This window comes from Laspinema olomoucense D3b (assembly GCF_025370785.1).
GTDB classification, from domain to species: domain Bacteria; phylum Cyanobacteriota; class Cyanobacteriia; order Cyanobacteriales; family Laspinemataceae; genus Laspinema; species Laspinema olomoucense.
This window is the reverse complement of record NZ_JAMXFA010000001.1, coordinates 274,935-292,073: the sequence shown is the minus strand read 5'-3', so window position 1 is coordinate 292,073 and position 17,139 is coordinate 274,935. Positions and strand designations below refer to the sequence as shown.

Here is a 17,139-nt window from a genome sequence, read left to right as displayed (position 1 = left end):
TCTATCTATCTTAGCCCGGATTAATCATGCACACTTGCCTGAATTATATTGATGGTCACTGGTTGCCCCCCGCCTCTGGGGAAACAATGGAAAGTCGCAATCCCGCCCACTGGCGCGAACTGGTTGCCACCTTTGGGCGATCGGGCGATATTGATATAGAAATGGCCGTGACTGCCGCCCGCCATGCTTATCGCACTTGGCGACGAGTTCCGGCACCCGAACGGGCCGAATTTTTATACCGCTTCGGGGAATTATTGTGCGATCGCAAAGCCGAACTCGCCTATTTAATGAGCCAAGAAATGGGAAAACCCCTGACTGAAGCCAATGGAGATGTCCAAGAAGGCATTGACTGCGCCTTTTATTATGCCGGAGAAGGTCGCCGTCTGTTCGGGCAAACCACCACCTCGGAAATGGATAATAAATTTGCCATGACTGTGCGAATGCCGATCGGCGTCTGTGGTTTAATCACCCCTTGGAACTTTCCCATTGCCATTCCCTGTTGGAAAGCCATGCCTGCCTTAGTCTGCGGCAATACCATCGTCCTGAAACCGTCGGAAGATACTCCGGCGGTGACTCACTTGCTGTTTGAAGTTTTCCATGATGCCGGATTTCCCCCGGGTGTCGTTAACCTGGTGCATGGGTTGGGAGAAGAAGCGGGAAAAGCCTTGGTAGAACATCGTGACGTCAATTTAATTTCATTAACCGGGTCCTCACAAACCGGCGCAGAAGTGGCGGCAATCTGCGCCAAACAGCACAAGCGGGTTTGTTTAGAACTGGGAGGAAAAAATGCCCAGGTGGTGATGGAAGATGCAGATTTAGAATTAGCCTTGGAAGGCGCAATCTGGGGCGCTTTTGGCACGAGTGGGCAACGGTGCACCGCTACCAGTCGCCTCCTGCTGCATCGAGATATTAAGGATAAGTTTACCAAAATGCTGCTAGATCGCACTCGGGAACTCCGTTTGGGTCCCGGAACAGACCCCCATACCGACATCGGGCCGATTGTCAATGCCACGCAATTGAATACCATTGAAGAGTATATCAAAATCGCCCATCAAGAGGGAGCAAAAATTTTAATCGGCGGCAATCGCACAACGGAGGGAACCCTCACGGGAGGCTTCTTTTTTGAACCCACTATCCTGGATGGGGTGATGCCGAATATGCGGGTGGCGCGGGAAGAGATTTTTGGCCCGGTGGTAGCGTTGATAGAAATTTCTTCCTTTGAGGAGGCGATCGCCATTCTCAATGATACCTCCTACGGTTTATCTTCCTCGGTTTATACTCGCGATGTGAATCGGGCCTTTCAAGCCATACGGGATATTGAAGCCGGAATCACTTATATTAACGGTCCTACCATTGGTGCCGAGGTCCATTTACCCTTTGGAGGCGTCAAACAAACCGGCAACGGACATCGTGAGGCGGGGGCAGCGGCCCTGGATGTGTTTACGGAATGGAAAACCGTCTATGTAGACTTTTCCGGACGCTTACAGCGGGCGCAAATCGACAATCGTGGGTGATTGGAGTGGAGATAACTCCCGGATGAGTTGGCTTACAAGAGTAGTTTTTTTACCCTTAACTGAACCTCCGGTCCCCTCCCCTGTGTCTTGGGGAGGGTTAGGGTGGGGTTCTCTTTGGCAATCACCACATAACGCACTCTCATGAGGCGATCGCGCCTGTATTTAGGCCGGGGAAACCTCTTTCTTCTTGACGCCCTTAAGGGCGTCAAGAAGACCCCTCCCTAACCCTCCCCTTGGCAAGATAGGGCTGTTTCATACTCCCAGCCCAATTAATTTTTGCATTGTTCAATCGCTTTATCTGGCCGGGGATACAGGCATATTCCCCTCCTCTGGAGGGGTGTCCCGAAGGGACGGGGTGGTGTCTAGATTGGGACGGGGTGGTGTCTAGATTGGGACGGGGTGGTGTCTAAATTGGGACGGGGTGGTGTCTAGACTGGGACGGGGTGGTGTCTAGATTGGGACGGGGTGGTGTCTAGATTGGGAAGAGACATATACTTTTGAGTAAAGAAGCATAGCTCAATACTTGATTACTAGCTAGAATTTACCACCCCGCCCCTCCGGGGCACCCCTCCAAGGGAGGGGAATTTTGGGGCATATTCCCCTCCCCTCCGGGGCACCCCTCCAAGGGAGGGGAATTTTGGGGCATATTCCCCTCCCTTGGAGGGGTGCCCCGAAGGGACGGGGTGGTCTCTATTTTTTAGGTTCAACCCTCCCCAAGACACAGGGGAGGGGATCGGACCGGAAGTGATTTTAAATGTGAGGCCAATCCCCTGAGCGTAAAAACTTACTCTTGTAAGGGATGAGTCGGGGAGCAAAATCAAATCAGAACCATTCAATCCCACCCCGATTTGGCCTACAAATGGGCTATGATGACTTCTGGGCTAAGTGCCTTTTGAATCATTCGTTTTTGAACTCAAAACCGTAGGAGTAACGATGTCTAATCCCCCAAAAATTCTCGCCTTTGCCGGAAGCGCTCGCGAAGCGTCTTTTAATAAAAAACTCGTCCAAATTGCAGCCAATGGCGCGAGAAAAGCCGGTGCAGAGGTCACCTATATTGACCTGCGAGATTTTCCCATGCCTCTGTTTGACCAAGACTTAGAAGCAGCAGAGGGAATGCCACCCTATGCTCAGGAGTTGAAATCGCTATTCTTTGCTCACCAAGGCTTGTTGATTGCTTCTCCGGAGTATAATAGCACCATTAGTCCCCTGCTCAAAAATGCGATCGACTGGGTATCTCGTCCCGCGCCGGGGGAACCCATGCTGGCAGCTTTTTCAGGCAAACTCGTGGGAATTATGAGTACCTCTCCGGGTGGTTTGGGGGGATTACGGGGTTTAGCTCAACTGCGCGAAATCCTGGCGAATATTAGTATGGTTGTGGTACCCCATCAAATAGCCATTCCTCAAGCATTTGAAGCCTTTACGGAATCGGGAACATTAAACGACCCCCAAAAGCAAGAAGCGGTGGAAAATATCGGTGCAACAGTAGCACAAATGTTAACCAAATTAAACGCTTAAGTTGATAAAAACCCGCGTATCAAAACCGGATTCATCTCTCCGATTGAATCCGGTTTTGATACCTGGATTGGGGATTAAAGTTCAATAATTTTTCTAATTAAGCGTAATAAATCGCGGGTTTTATAGGGTTTGGATAAATAGCTTGGGGAACTATTTTCTCCCGATTCTGAGAAGGGAAGATTGCTGACGAGTCCGCTCACGGCTATAATTTTAACCGAGGGATTAATTTTTTGGAGGGCTTTTAAAGTGAGTGCTCCATCCATTAATGGCATCATCATATCCAGAATTACCACAGCAATTTCTGAGGACCGTTGACTGTAGAGAGAAATGGCCTCCATACCATCAGCGGCAGTTAAAACTTTATAGCCAAATTTTTGCAGGAGAGCTTGGGCAATTTCGCAGATGGCAACTTCATCATCTACGACTAAAATTAACTCACCTGCTCCAAAAGGGAGTTCGGTGGGTTCTGAAATGAGAGCTTGAGTTCCCTGAATTGCAGGCAAATACACGGTAAAGGCGGTGCCTTTACCCACTTGGCTAGAAACCAATAAAAACCCGCCATGATTTTTAACGATGCCTCGAACTGTCGGCAATCCTAATCCTGTGCCTTTTCCTAATCCTTTGGTGGTAAAAAAAGGTTCAAATAATCGCTCTAAAATTTCTGGAGAGATGCCGGTTCCGGTATCTCTAACCGTGAGTTTAATATAAGAGCCAACTTTAGCCTCGGGGTCTAGGATTAAGTCGGATTTGGTGAGGATGATATTTTGCGCTTCAATGGATAAAATGCCGCCGTTTGGCATGGCATCGCGAGCATTGACGGACAAATTCATCAGGATTTGATGGAGATGAGTTGGGTCCCCAGAAATTAACCAGAGTTTGGGGTCGATCGCCGTGGAAATTTCAATGGATTTGGGAAAAGTTTCGCGGGCGATCGCCGTAATTTCATCAATTAGGTGTTTGAGTTGGAGCAGGGCGCGATCGCCATCTAACCCTTTAGCAAATGAAAGCACTTGTTTGAGGAGGTCCGCGCCGCGCAAGGTATTAATTTCCAGCATAGAAATTAAGCGCATTTGCTGGGCGTTTAACGGGAACATTTGGAGCAGTTGCACCGCCCCCAAAATAGGGGTGAGAATGTTGTTTAAATCATGGGCAATGCCACTGGCTAAGGTGCCGATACTTTCCAGGCGTTGGGCGCGCAAAAACTGGGCTTCTAGCTGTTTTTTCTCGGTAATATCCGTATTCACCGCGAGGATGGAATAGGGGCGATCGCGCTCGTCCCGCACCAGGGTCTGGCGACTGGCAACAATGATAGATCTACCTGCTTTGGTGACTTGTTCTAACTCTCCGTGCCATTCGCCAGTGGTGAGGACCGTTTGCTCAGCGCTTTTGAGTTCTTCAGCGCTTTTAACATCAAAAAGGTGACTGCTGGTTTGGGCGATCGCTTCCTGGCGGGTCCATCCGTATAATTTTTCTGCCCCTTTATTCCAAAATAGAATATTTTGCTCAAGGTCTTTGACCCAAATTGCATCGGTGGCAACGTCCAGGAGAGCTGCCTGCTGGCGCACCTGTTCTTCGGCGCGTTTACGCTCAGTGATATCATATAACGCCCCAACAATTTCTTCACCCTGCTTCTCTCCCTTGCAAATCAGCTTCATTTCATCCCGCACCCATCGATAGCTGCCGTCGGGATACTGGAACCGATACTCACTCAGGGAATAACCCGTCTGGTACAACTGTTTGAGGCTGGAGAATAGCTCCGGTGTATCATCCGGATGAATGCGATCGCGCCAAAACGAAGAGTCCCCTAAAATTTCTTCCGGTCGATATCCCAAATGTTCGAGAATATTCTCACTCACAAAGGTGGGACAATAGGGGTGATCAGGGGGGCAGGTATAAATCACCGCTGGACTAGAGGACAACAAGTATTGAAGCTGGGTTTGGGTAGCCATCAGCGCTGATTCAGTCCGTTTTAATTCTTTAATTTGATGTTGGAGTTCTGACTCCCGCAGGACCCGTTCTGTGACATCTTCAATGGTGGCGATCGTGCCAATCACCTGGGATGCTTCTACAATGGGAGCAATTTTCGCACTTTGTAGCATATAAGGCACTCCCTTATAAACATCCCCCGGGAGCATCGGTAACAAAAACCCATGTAAGCGCTGAGAGAGGAGGGCGACTTGTCCCGCTAGAGCTTGGTAAAAAAATCGATCTAATCGCCGGTGCTTTAATTCCGGATAAATTTCGAGTAAATTTCTACCCACCACCCGATTCACATTCAACCCACTATAAAGTTCCAGCCAATGATTCCAACTTTGGATATTCAACTCTGCATCGGTCGTAAATATCCCTCGGTCTGCTAAGTCATTGACCCAATGAAGGAGATCCTGATCAGAAGTGGGAGGGTCGGTGAAACTGCTCATTTTACTAAGCCCTTGTTGACAGCTAACTATTACTCCATTATGAAGAAAAAGAAACGTTATGGGGTTCTATTTCCGCCTTGGCCCAGGTATCAATTTCTTCAAGTAATTTTTCTAAAGAAACCACACTCAATACCATCACTAAATACCCCTGAATTGAATTTTCCTTCATCCGAAACCCGGTATAAACCACCATTGCATAACGCATTTCCGCCTTACCAATGCTCAGAGAATGCAGTAACCCATCTAAGGCTTCTAAATGTAAACGAGGAACGGAAAAGGAGATTTGCATTTGTAACAAATTCCCGAAAACGCTCAGACAGGCGTTGAGTAAAATATTGCCAATTTCCGTCAGCACTTCTGCCGCCGAGGCATCGAGGCGATCGCGATGGAGAGCCTGTTCAGGAGTCACTAACTCCGTCAGTTGCACCGCGCCGTCATAATTCAACAATAACAGGGCATTTCCCGAAACCCGTCCAGTAAAAATTTGCTGGACCGTGGCAATTTCCCCTTTAATAAACGTACCCAGTTTAGCGCTGAGTTCTTCAATGGGGTGAAGGGAAACCTGGGGAACCTCTAGTAAAACCCGATGACCTGTCAGTTCCGAGAGAGCCGCAGCCGTACGCGCGAAACCCATATTCAGCAGTTCGCTTAAGGCATCCTGTTGGGCTTCTGTCAGCTTCATCCTACCCCTCCCGGGATTCCTTTGAGGACCTGATTTACAGTATCCAGAACCGCCTCGGGATTATAGGGTTTAGTCAGATAACCCATTGCTCCGGCTGCCATCACAGAAGTCCGGGTCAGTTCTTGCAGGTCAGCAGTCGCCATGACGATGCGGGCGCGATCGTCGAAGGCGCGTAATTTTTCGAGCACTTCGGTTCCCTGCATATCTGGCATGGCTATATCCAGTAAAACAAGATCGGGTTTCTCTATATAGTAACTCTCAATGCCCATCAATCCATCTTTGGCCTCAATAATCAAGTGGCCTTCAGTCTGGAGGATGCGTCGCAAGATTCCCCGGGAAAGGGTAGAGTCATCAACAATCAAAATTTTTGCCATTGCCTTGCGTCCTGGTATCGGATTGGCAGTCAAGCTCTAACCCTGGATTGAGGGAACTCACTTTAGAGTGGGTCCGCTTCATTTCCGCCCCAATTTGTTCATGCCCTGATCTTAACTCTGAATGGGAAGGGTGGATAGCGGTATCTTCAAAGTTCTCTTTCACAGGGTCGAGGCTAATTGAGCGAGGACTTTAGCTAATTGGGCCGGTTCTACAGGTTTAGAGAGGTGTTTTTGAAAGCCTGCTAGGAGGGATTGGGCACGGTCCTCCTCCGAGGCAAATGCCGTCAGGGCGATCGCCGGAATATGACTGTTGCTGTCACCTTCATGCTGCCGGATTTGGTGAATTAAGTGATATCCGTCTTCTCCAGGCATTCCAATATCGCTGACTAAAACATCAAATTTGAATTGGTCCATCAGGGCGATCGCCTGGGAAACCGAAGTCACAACCCGAACCCGCACCCCATAATCTGTCAGCATCGCTTCCATTAAGTCTCCTGTATCCGGGTCGTCATCCACCACCAACACCTGTAACCCATCCAGGGCCCACAGTTCACTCGACACACTGTCTTCCCGGGAACAGGAAGTCTCATCGCCCTCGTCTTGTGGCGGTTTTGGCAGAATGGGTAACTGGACAATCAAGGTGGCTCCTTGGCCTTCGCCCTCACTCAAAGCCTCGACCTGGCCCCCGTGGAGTTCCACTAGATGACGGACGATGGTCAATCCCAAGCCTAATCCACCATAGGCGCGAGTTGTAGAACTATCCGCTTGGCGGAATCCGTCAAAAATATGGGGGAGAAAGTCTGGATTGATGCCAATTCCCGTATCCTGTACCTGGAGGGTAATAAAGGAATCCGTCTGGGCGATCGCCACGGAAACTGAGCCTCCGCTAGGAGTAAACTTGACCGCATTAGACAATAAATTCCAAGCCACTTGCTGCAAGCGATCGCTATCTCCCGAAACCAAGGCGATCGCCGGGTCAAAGTTGAAATCAATATGAATTCCCTTAGCTTCAGCCGTGGGAAGCATCGTATCCAGGGCAGCTTCCACAAGAGGAATTAAATTAACGGGACGCAGTTGTAAGCGAATTTTACCGCGAATGATCCGGGAAACATCCAGGATATCCTCGATCAGATTAACCTGTTGTTTGGCATTGCGCTCGATGGTTTCTAATGCTTTTATCTTCGTGGTTTCATTGAGCTGGCGAGTGCGAAGCAACTGGGTCCAGCCCAGAATCGAATTGAGGGGCGTGCGAAGTTCATGGGAAACAATCGATAAAAACTCATCCTTGATTTGATTGGCTTTAACTAATTCTTCCGACTGTTGCTGCTGGAGGATGAGCGCTGCTTCCAGTTCGCGCTTATGGAAAGCCAGTTCCGAGGCGAGGACTTCTACATCAGAGCTTTGAGAGGTTAACTCCTGCTGTAACAAATCCCGCACCCGTTTAATGGAGATCGCATTCCCCACCCGCGCCCGCAGTTCTTCCACAGAAAAGGGTTTCATCAGATAATCTTGCACCCCTTCGCGCAATAACTGTACCCGCAAATCATCATCATCTTTCGCCGTCAACATGATAATTGAAACATTGGCGAAATCGGGATTGCTGCGTAATAAAGACACCAGGCGATCACCCCCTATTTCTGGCATCATCACATCACTGATGATTAAATCTGGATTGAGGGTGAGTGCCTGTTCCAATCCTTGCTCCCCATTGAACGCTGTAGCAATTTGATAGTCCCGTCCCAAGATATCGCAGACAAAGCGATTCATTTCCGGGTTGTCTTCGACAATTAAAACCAGGGGTCGAGGGTCATTCGGGACCAGAATCCGGGGAGATGTCTCCACTTCTAGCTTCAGTTCCGCGATCGCCGCTTCTGCCAGATCATCCCACAGGGAAGATTCTGAAGCCGTCTTGGGGATATCTGGAAAAACCTCCATCGGAAGCTGGACGGTAAACATCGCCCCCCCTAGAGGTGCATCCGCAACCGTAATAGTTCCCTGATGAAGTTCTACAAATTCCTTGACAATCGCCAACCCCAACCCAGTCCCGCCAAAGCGACGGGTGCTCCCTCCTTCAATTTGGCTAAACCGCTCAAAGATGGTTTCCCGCCGTTCCTGGGGGACCCCTGGACCACTATCTTGGATGGCGATCGTCACCGGCTTATTCTCCCCCTCGGCTAGAGAGAGAGAACAGTCAATTTTGCCACCCAGGGGTGTGAACTTAAACGCATTGGAGAGTAAGTTTAAAACCACCCGCTCGATTTTTTGGCGGTCCAATTGGGTCCCCAAGGACTCCGGAGTCTGGACGGTTAAGTTAATCTCCCGTTCAAAGGCTAATGCATCAAAGTTCGCCGCTACTTGGCGGATCAAACTGGCTAAGTCCAGAGGAACTGCTGCGAGTTCCATTTTGCCAGCTTCTAGCTTAGAGATATCCAGGAGATCATTAACCTGTTTGAGCAGCATTCGGGCATTGCGTTCGATTACGAGCAAGTCCCGGCGTTGTTCGTCCAAAAGTTGGCGATCGCCGATCAACTTCTGAGTCGGACCTAAAATCAACGCCAGGGGGGTCCGCAATTCGTGACTGACATTGGCGAAAAATTGGCTTTTGAGTTCATCCAGTTGCTTAAGTTGACGATAGAGCGCTTGCAGTTCTTGGTTTGCCCGTTCCAGATTCAAGCGGCGTTCTTCAGACATCTGAGCCGAGTCCAATAATTTTAACGCTCTGGGGATTAACGGGGGTAAAGAAATTGCTGTGGTAACTGAGGCGAGGGCAGTGAGCAATTTGACATTTCCTGATAACCAGTAGGTGGGATTCCACAAGGTCCATACCGCTAGAAAATGGGTCATGCTACAAGCGATGATAAAGGCACCGAAGGCCAAAAACATCCAATGAAAGGGGATATTGCGCCGCGCTTTATAAACGAAATAAGCAAGGCTGGTAGATATGGCAACATAGGATATCCCAATCAGGCTATCTGAGGTAATATGAAGCCAGACTAAGGAGGGCTTCCACAGATAACAATGGCCGTGGGGGATAAAACCCTCCTTGGCGAAGAGATTCCTCAGCAGGTCGGGCCATAGGAGGAGAGTTAAGAGGGCCAGGAAGCTTAATATTATACCCCTCCCTAATAAGATTTTTTGGGGCTGGCTACTGTGGGTTTGGGGGGATTTTGTTAATCCTTGTCCCTCAGCCTCTGGATGGAAAGTTGCCAGATTAAAATTAGATTGTTTCATAAGGGGTTAATTCATGAACATCAGGAATTTTTTTCCGAAGCGTGTTCGGAATTGAGAAGGGTTAAATTTATGGAGTCTGATCTCCCATAAATTATCTTCCACACTCAAACCGTAGGGATCGGTTTTAATTCTGAGTAAATTGGGAGAGGCTAATTTTAAGAAAATAGGGGTCCGGCAAACCGTGCTTCCCTCAGTTCAATTCTAGCCTTGAAACATTCAGAACTTCTCAGGATCAAGCGTAAATCTGAAATTCGGGGATTAGATTAAGCCGGTTTGTTGGGCGATTTCGGCGAGGGCAGTTGCTAATTTCAAGGGTTCCACAGGTTTAGCAACATGAAGATGAAATCCGGCTAAAAGGGCCTGTTGACGATCTTCTTCCCGAGCGAAAGCGGTCAAGGCGATCGCCGGAATGGGCTTAGAGTATCCCGCCTCGCGCTGGCGAATTTTGCGGATCAAACCATAGCCATCTTCATCTGGCATTCCGATATCAGAAATCAAGATGTCATGACGCGATCGCTCGGTGGCGGCTAGGGCTTCGGCAGCGGATAAAACCACCGTCGTCTTTACTCCATATTCCCCTAAGACTTGAGCAATCAGCTCTCCCGTATCGCGATCGTCATCCACCACCAGCACCTGTAAACCAGCGAGGTTAAAGGAACCGTTCCCCATTGTTTTTTTGTCCCAAGTCAGGGAATCGGGATCCAAAAGAAGGTTCTGGGAGACCCCGATAGGGAGGGCCACGGTAAAGGTTGAACCTGTGTCTTCTCCCTGGCTGAAAGCATGGACGGTTCCCCCATGCAGTTCGACCAAATAGCGCACAATGGTTAAGCCCAGACCGAGACCCCCGTGGGTACGGGTGGAGGAACTGTTGGCTTGGCGAAAGCCCTCAAAGACGTGAGGCAGGAAGTCCGAACTAATTCCCATCCCCGTATCCTGCACCCGAAACTCGATGTAATCGCCCACCTGCTCGATCGCCACCGTCACCCGTCCGCCATTGGGGGTGAATTTTACGGCATTGGAGAGCAGATTCCAGACCACTTGATGGAGGCGGCTACTATCCCCTAAAATGGGCTGTCCGTTTGAGTTGAACTGGGTGTGGATTTGAATGGATTTGGCTTCCGCTGCCGGAGTCAGGGTGGCGATCGCTTGTTCCACCAGAGTTTCCAAATACAAAGGAACTCGGTTGAGGCGAATTTTCCCGCGAACAATCCGGGAGACATCGAGGATATCATCAATCAGGTTCACCTGATGCTTAGCATTCCGTTCGATGGTTTCCAGGGCTTTTTGTTGTGTCTCTTCCTTCAAAGTGCGAGAACGGAGCAATTGCGCCCAGCCGAGAATGGAGTTGAGGGGAGTTCGCAATTCATGAGAGACGATCGCCAAAAATTCATCCTTGAGTCGGTTGGCTTTTTCGGCGCGATCGCGGGCTTGTTGCTCGGCCTCATAGAGGTTGGCCCGGTCAATGGCAAGGGCCACGCGATCGGCCACCAGTTGCAGCAAATAGACATCTTCTGCCATGAATTCTCGCGGCGACTCGGTACTGATATGGATCACCCCGAGTACCCGGTCTTGTAAGAGCATCGGTGCGCCCATAATTGACTCTATTTTTTTGTGTCGGAACAGGGGACTAATCACTTGAGTATGAGCATCGCGCTCAATCCGCATCGGTTGCCGAGTCTGGGCAATTTTTCCCGCGAACCCTAGACCTATCGGGATCGGCATACTCGGCGACAGGGGTTCGTCTAAATCTAAGCCCTTTGTGGCGGTCACCATCAGGGCTGTCCGGTCCTCGTTAGTCAATAAAATGACGGCAGCATCGACTTCTAACACCATCGTGAGGCGATCGAGCAACTCTTGGAGCAGATCATGGAGAGATAAAGGGGCGATCGCCACATCCACAATCGCTTGTAACCGATGCACCATCGCCGTTGCCCGTTCTGACAAAATTCGGGCCGCTTTCTCCCGTTCCAACAACTCCATGCGCTCTTGCTGTGCCTGCTTGCGTTCGTGAATGTCCGTATTTGTCCCAAACCACTTCACAATCTCCCCCTGAGGATCCCGCATGGGCACCGCTAATCCCAGATGCCAGCGGTAAGCGCCATCGCAACCCCGGCGCATCCGCGCTTCAATTTCATACGGTTGTCCGTTTTCCAGGCAAAGGGTCCACTTTTCGCGACATTCGGCCATGTCGTCAGGATGCACAATGGGTTCCCATCCCCAGCCTAAAAGTTCGCTCTCGCTTAAGCCTGTGTACTCACTCCAGCGGTGACTCAGGTAATCTAAAGTCCCATCCGGTAGGGCGGTCCAGACCATTTGCGGAATCGCTTCGCTCAGGAATCGATAATACTGCTCGCTGGCTTCAGCTTGAGTTCGGGCGGCTTGTTCGAGTTGCAAGAGTTGAATCCGTTCCGCTTCCGCCTCTTTGAGGGGGGTAATATCGATCGCCGACCCAATGAACCCGAGTAAATTGCCCTCGGGACTTAACTGGGGAACCCCTGTTTCTAGCATCCAGCGGTAGGCTCCATCCGCTCGTTGCAGGCGGTATTCTTGGGTAAAGGGTTGGCTGGTCTTCACCGCTTGTTGGTAACTTAAGACGCACTGGACCTGCTCCTCGGGATGGATCCGGTCCCGATGGTTGAGGTCCGGGTCCGCTTCCAGTAATGCGCCAATGAAGTTTAATCCCCACTTATTTAAAAAGGTCCATTGCCCTTGGCAATCGGCTACCCACAGCAGCACCGGGGCCGTATCTGCCATATCCCGGAACCGTTTTTCACTGTCGCGCAAGGCTTCCTCGGCCTGTTTTCGTTGGGTAATATCGTAGCGGATGGCTAAATATTGGAACGGCCTTTCATGACTATCTAAAAAGGGTACAATTACCGTATCCACCCAATAATAAGTTCCATCTTTGGCCCGATTCTTAATTTCTCCTCGCCACACTTCCCCCCGAGAAATGGTCGCCCAGAGATTCCTAAAAAATTCTTTAGGATGATAGCCGGAATTGACCAAGCGATGGTTTTGTCCAATCAATTCACTCTGGGAATATTGAGAAATCTCACTAAATTTCTCATTAGCATATTGAATCGTGCCTTTAGCATCAGTTGTCACAACAATCGCTGATTTATCTAAAGCAAATTGGAAATCAGATAATTCTTTCAGGGTTTGTTGGAGTTCCGCTTCGGCCCGTTTGCGAGCGCTGATATCCCGCACTGATGCCATCCATCCTGAGCGACCCAAATAAAGCGTCGGTTGAATAACCGCTTCTAGAAACACCGTTGTCCCATCTTTTTTAATCCCCACCGCTTCGGATGATATCTCCTGTATCCATCGGCAGTCATCCAACATTAACTCTACTGTTTCCTCTGTAAAAATATAGGCTAAGGGCCGTCCGGTCAGTTCGTCCGGGTCATATCCAAATATCTTTTCCAAGGAAGGATTTACGGCAATCATGCGATCGCCCTGATAAAATAAAATCCCTTCCACTGTTGATTCAGCGAGGGTTTTAAACCGTTGTTCACTGGCTCTGAGTGCCGCCTCTGCCTGCTTGCTTTGGGTGATATCCCGGCTAATTTTAGAGAAGCCGTAAAGATTACCTTGGTTATCGTATAAAGGCGTAATTACTTCATGGACCCAAAAGCGGGTTCCGTCCTTTCGCCGTCGTTCTCCTTCTTGTTCCAACCGTCCCTGTTCTACTGCCTGTTTTAAGTCTCGTTCCGGTTGACCTTGGGCCACTGCTTCTGGAGGATAAAAGCAGGAAAAATGTTGTCCAATAATTTCCTCGGCTGCATAGCCTTTGAGGTGTTTTGCTCCCAGATTCCAGCTATTTACTCGTCCATCGGGCCCAAGCATATAAAGTCCATAATCTTCGATGCCCTCTACCAACAACTGAAATTGCTGTTCGCTTCGCCGAAAAGATTCAAGATGTCTTTGAGCGATTCTGGCACTTTGGGCGCACTGTTCTTTCTTTTGTTGCAATGAACCGATGGCGATCGCAATTGCCGAACCTTCCAGCAGAAATAAAATTAACCGGAATGTTTGGCCCGGACTGCTTTCTATTTGGGGATAAAGCGGAGATAAAAATAAGTAACTGCTGGCTAATCCAGCCCCCAGGGTGGCCATCAGTCCCGCTTTCGTACCCCCAAACCAGGCACTAGCCATAATCGCTGCAAAATACACCAAAAATGGGCTTTCCCGTAAGATTAAGGGTGCTAGGGCGCTTTTAACCGCCGTGGCGAGGGTGACACTGATGAGGGCAATGCCCAGTGGGTGCAGGAATTGTAGCAATGGCCTTGAATGCTGGTTTCTGGGATAGCAAAGCTGAGGCAGTTTGCTAAACAGACGCAGGAGGACAGATGGACTGATTTTCATTATGATTCAGAGGAGTCTGGATCTTGGGGATGGCACTTTCAAGGCGGGAACAGGAGAACGTTAAGAAACCACTTCATCATAAAGAGAGGTGCTTTTTTCCTTTTTTTGTGCTAAGCCCAGGTTCCGATTTAACCTCAGCCTCTTTTTCGTTCTATTCCTACCATTTTAGAATTTGGACTTGATTTCTGGGGAAAAAACCGATAAAACCCACTTAACCCGGATTTTTCAAGTAAATATACTTAGTTTGACTCATTCTATTTTCTCCTTTAATTGCTGTGAAGTCAACTCCAATTGCTACCCGGTCAACTGTAATTACATTAGAATTTCGTCGAGTAGGCATTAGTAAATCCTAAGAGTGGAAAGGCGATGGATGAAATTTTAACGGCCCAATCCTTACCTCGGAGGCCCTATTTGGTCACCCCCTTACCGGGACCCCGCGCCCAAGAACTGGTCCAGCGCGATCGCGCCGTGACCTCTCCCTCCTATACCCGAGGATACCCCCTAGTCGTAGCCCGAGGAGAGGGCTGCTCGATCCAGGATGTGGATGGCAATGTATTCCTTGACTTTACCGCAGGCATCGCGGTAACCGCCACTGGACACGCTCATCCCCAGGTGGTGCAAGCGATTCAAGCTCAGGCAGCCCAGTTGCTACATATGTCGGGGACCGATTTTTACTATGAACCAATGGTGGAACTGGCGGAACAGTTGGCAAAACTCGCCCCCTTTCCCGCAGGTGCCAAGGTCTTTTTCAGCAATTCTGGGGCGGAATCCAACGAAGGGGCGCTCAAATTAGCCCGCTATGCTACGGGAAAGTCTCAGATTGTGGCTTTTCTGGGGGCTTTCCACGGGCGCACTTTTGGGGCCATGTCCCTCACGGGTTCAAAGGTGGTGCAACGTCAAGGATTTGGACCCTTCTTACCGGGAATCACCCATATTCCCTACGGCACTCATGCCAGCTTAGATTACCTGGAGTTTCAACTGTTTAAGACGGTGTTACCCCCGGAGGAACTGGCGGCGATCGTTGTTGAACCCATTCAAGGGGAAGGGGGATATCTGGTTCCAGAAGAGGGATTCCTCGCCCGAATTCGCGAGATTTGCACCCGCCATCACTGTTTGATGGTGGTGGATGAAGTACAATCGGGCATGGGTCGCACGGGCAAGTTGTTCGCCGTGGAACATTGGAATGTGATGCCCGATATCATTACCCTGGCGAAAGGGATTGCCAGTGGATTACCCCTGGGGGCAATTCTCGCTCGTCCGGAATTGATGACCTGGCCCCCGGGTTCTCACGCTACTACCTTTGGCGGGAATCCGGTTGCTTGTGCCGCAGCTAATGCGACGTTACAGGTCCTCACGCAAGGGGCGATCGCCAATGCCACTCAGATGGGGGAGTTATTACAGGAGGGGTTGAGGAAATTAGCCATACCCTATCCCCAACTCTCACAACCGCGAGGGAAGGGGTTAATGGTGGCGGTGGATTTACTGGATAAATCCGGTGGTTTTGACCCGTCCTTACGCGATCGCGCGATCGATGAGGCATTCTATCACGGACTTTTACTGCTGGGTTGTGGCAAATCTGCGATCCGCTTTTGTCCCCCTTTGGTGGTTGATGCTGAACAAATTCAGGTGGCGTTAGAGATTCTCGATGCCTGTTTCGCCAAACTGTTTGCCACACTCTAACGCCTTGGGGTTGCTGCATAGGGTCACAGGGACAAGAAACAGGGTTTCTTAACCACAATGTTGGGGATTACTAAGATCTTGCACCCGTTGCAACAACCGGCGGGGGTTTAAACGATTGGCGGTGTTTATCTCACAATTCCTGGAGGGATTCCGATGAAACAAGCATTAGTCGCCCAAGCGCTATGGCATCAACTCTGGCTAGACTACAGTCACCGTGTTCCCTACGCCCGAATTTACGAGGGGGTCATCTCGGAAGCGGGGGGAACTGTTGCGAATGATCATATCGCCTTTCGGTCCCTGGCCCTCTCTATTGAAACGGCGATCGGAACGGTAAATTTAGGCATTCGTCACCTGGAACAGGTTCTCGATGGGTTGGGTTATGTGCAAATGGGACAGTTAGCTTTTCCTACCCAACACCTCTATGCGCGTCACTATCGCCATCCACAACAGGACGAGTTTGATTTGCCGAAACTGTTTATCAGTGAGTTAATTGTGGATCAGTTGCCGCCGGAGGTGCGATCGCATCTGGAAGAGACGGTACAGTGGGGTTTAGATATAGAGGGACTATTAGAGTGCCAGTCTGCTATTACAGACTTAAGGGCGATCGATACTCACCCCACAGAACCTCACATTTTGGCCCAGCGACTCAAATGTCTGTTTGTTCGTCCCTGGATGCCTCCGTTGCGATCGCACCTGGAAACAGTCAATGCCGTGAGTCAGTATGGGGCCTGGGTCTTGCTGCATGGCTATGCCGTCAACCATTTTACCGGCTATGTGAACCGCCAAAATACCCCCGCTTACCCGGATATCGAAACCACTGCGCAAGCACTTCGCAATCGAGGGGTTCCCATGAAAGCTGAGATTGAAGGAAGTGCTCAAGTCGGGTTACGTCAAACTGCAACCCAGGCGATACAGGAATCTGTCACTATCCGCAGTCGGCCCGAGGGTCCTTTTGTGCAAATTCCTTGGACTTATGCCTATTATGAAATTGCCCAACGATTTGCGATCGCACCCACCCCGGGACATCCTGAACTCTTTCAAGGGTTCCTAGGCCCCAACGCCGCCCAACTCTTTGAAATGACCCGTTCCCAGGGAACCATCACCCCTCGGGGGTAGCTTTGTAAAATTTTTGCATAAATTCGGTTAACGGTAACTTTCAATACAGTTTTGCCCTGTGGCTTTTGCTAAAAATTATTAAATAGAAAGCATTACAGAACTAAAAACTGTTGCTAACGGTAAAGTAGAGAACTTAATCCTTGATTGGATTCTGATTTGAATTGACGAATTTAAACCTGGATTCAAAAGAATTGAGTCAACCTCGGAGTGGTTCTGTTTCTAAGTTTCACGTTCAATGCTTA

General features: G+C 49.7%; 9 protein-coding genes. 4 read left to right on the top strand and 5 right to left on the bottom strand.

Going from position 1 to position 17,139, the window contains the following annotated elements; genetic code table 11:
* The first annotated feature begins 26 nt into the window (after positions 1-26).
* Both NG792_RS01145 and NG792_RS01140 read left to right on the top strand, forming a co-directional pair.
* Entirely contained in the window at positions 27-1,514 is a 1,488-nt protein-coding gene (locus tag NG792_RS01145) for an aldehyde dehydrogenase family protein (protein WP_261234197.1), read from the top strand.
* A gap of 933 nt (positions 1,515-2,447) precedes the next feature.
* Positions 2,448-3,029, top strand: a complete 582-nt coding sequence (locus tag NG792_RS01140; protein WP_261234196.1) for an NADPH-dependent FMN reductase — start codon at positions 2,448-2,450, stop codon at positions 3,027-3,029.
* A gap of 74 nt (positions 3,030-3,103) precedes the next feature.
* On the opposite strand, the gene NG792_RS01135 is transcribed toward NG792_RS01140, so the two are convergent.
* The 5 genes from NG792_RS01135 to NG792_RS01115 all read right to left on the bottom strand — a co-directional run bounded on the left by NG792_RS01135 (position 3,104) and on the right by NG792_RS01115 (position 14,101).
* A complete protein-coding gene (locus NG792_RS01135) occupies positions 3,104-5,449 on the bottom strand; it encodes a hybrid sensor histidine kinase/response regulator (RefSeq protein WP_261201598.1) in 2,346 nt (781 codons plus the stop codon).
* Positions 5,450-5,486: 37 nt separating this feature from the next.
* A complete protein-coding gene (locus tag NG792_RS01130; RefSeq protein WP_261201599.1) occupies positions 5,487-6,131 on the bottom strand; it encodes a chemotaxis protein CheC in 645 nt (214 codons plus the stop codon).
* A complete protein-coding gene (locus tag NG792_RS01125; RefSeq protein ID WP_261201600.1) occupies positions 6,128-6,505 on the bottom strand; it encodes a response regulator in 378 nt (125 codons plus the stop codon). Before NG792_RS01125 ends, NG792_RS01130 begins: the two co-directional genes overlap by 4 nt.
* Before the next feature lie 159 nt (positions 6,506-6,664).
* Positions 6,665-9,736 carry an ATP-binding protein gene (locus NG792_RS01120; RefSeq protein ID WP_261234195.1) on the bottom strand — a complete coding sequence of 1,024 codons (3,072 nt, stop codon included), beginning with the start codon at positions 9,734-9,736 and terminating at the stop codon, positions 6,665-6,667.
* A gap of 258 nt (positions 9,737-9,994) precedes the next feature.
* Complete coding sequence (locus NG792_RS01115) at positions 9,995-14,101, bottom strand: PAS domain S-box protein (RefSeq protein ID WP_261234194.1); 4,107 nt, start codon at positions 14,099-14,101, stop codon at positions 9,995-9,997.
* A 366-nt stretch (positions 14,102-14,467) separates the two neighbouring features.
* Here NG792_RS01115 and NG792_RS01110 point away from each other — a divergent pair, with 366 nt between their 5' ends.
* Both NG792_RS01110 and NG792_RS01105 read left to right on the top strand, forming a co-directional pair.
* Positions 14,468-15,781: an acetyl ornithine aminotransferase family protein gene (locus NG792_RS01110; protein WP_261234193.1), complete on the top strand. Its 1,314-nt coding sequence runs from the start codon at positions 14,468-14,470 to the stop codon at positions 15,779-15,781.
* 153 nt (positions 15,782-15,934) lie between these two features.
* On the top strand, positions 15,935-16,897 hold the full coding sequence (locus tag NG792_RS01105) for a DUF1338 domain-containing protein (RefSeq protein WP_261234192.1): 963 nt from the start codon (positions 15,935-15,937) through the stop codon (positions 16,895-16,897).
* Positions 16,898-17,139: the final 242 nt, after the last annotated feature.

What these genes read in the sequence shown, in the direction of transcription:
- NG792_RS01115 (WP_261234194.1), bottom strand. Translation starts at nt 14,101, where the DNA reads ATGAAAATCAGTCCATCTGTCCTCCTGCGTCTGTTTAGCAAACTGCCT.
- NG792_RS01120 (WP_261234195.1), bottom strand. Translation starts at nt 9,736, where the DNA reads ATGAAACAATCTAATTTTAATCTGGCAACTTTCCATCCAGAGGCTGAG.
- NG792_RS01140 (WP_261234196.1), top strand. Translation starts at nt 2,448, where the DNA reads ATGTCTAATCCCCCAAAAATTCTCGCCTTTGCCGGAAGCGCTCGCGAA.
- NG792_RS01145 (WP_261234197.1), top strand. Translation starts at nt 27, where the DNA reads ATGCACACTTGCCTGAATTATATTGATGGTCACTGGTTGCCCCCCGCC.
- NG792_RS01110 (WP_261234193.1), top strand. Translation starts at nt 14,468, where the DNA reads ATGGATGAAATTTTAACGGCCCAATCCTTACCTCGGAGGCCCTATTTG.
- NG792_RS01105 (WP_261234192.1), top strand. Translation starts at nt 15,935, where the DNA reads ATGAAACAAGCATTAGTCGCCCAAGCGCTATGGCATCAACTCTGGCTA.
- NG792_RS01135 (WP_261201598.1), bottom strand. Translation starts at nt 5,449, where the DNA reads ATGAGCAGTTTCACCGACCCTCCCACTTCTGATCAGGATCTCCTTCAT.
- NG792_RS01130 (WP_261201599.1), bottom strand. Translation starts at nt 6,131, where the DNA reads ATGAAGCTGACAGAAGCCCAACAGGATGCCTTAAGCGAACTGCTGAAT.
- NG792_RS01125 (WP_261201600.1), bottom strand. Translation starts at nt 6,505, where the DNA reads ATGGCAAAAATTTTGATTGTTGATGACTCTACCCTTTCCCGGGGAATC.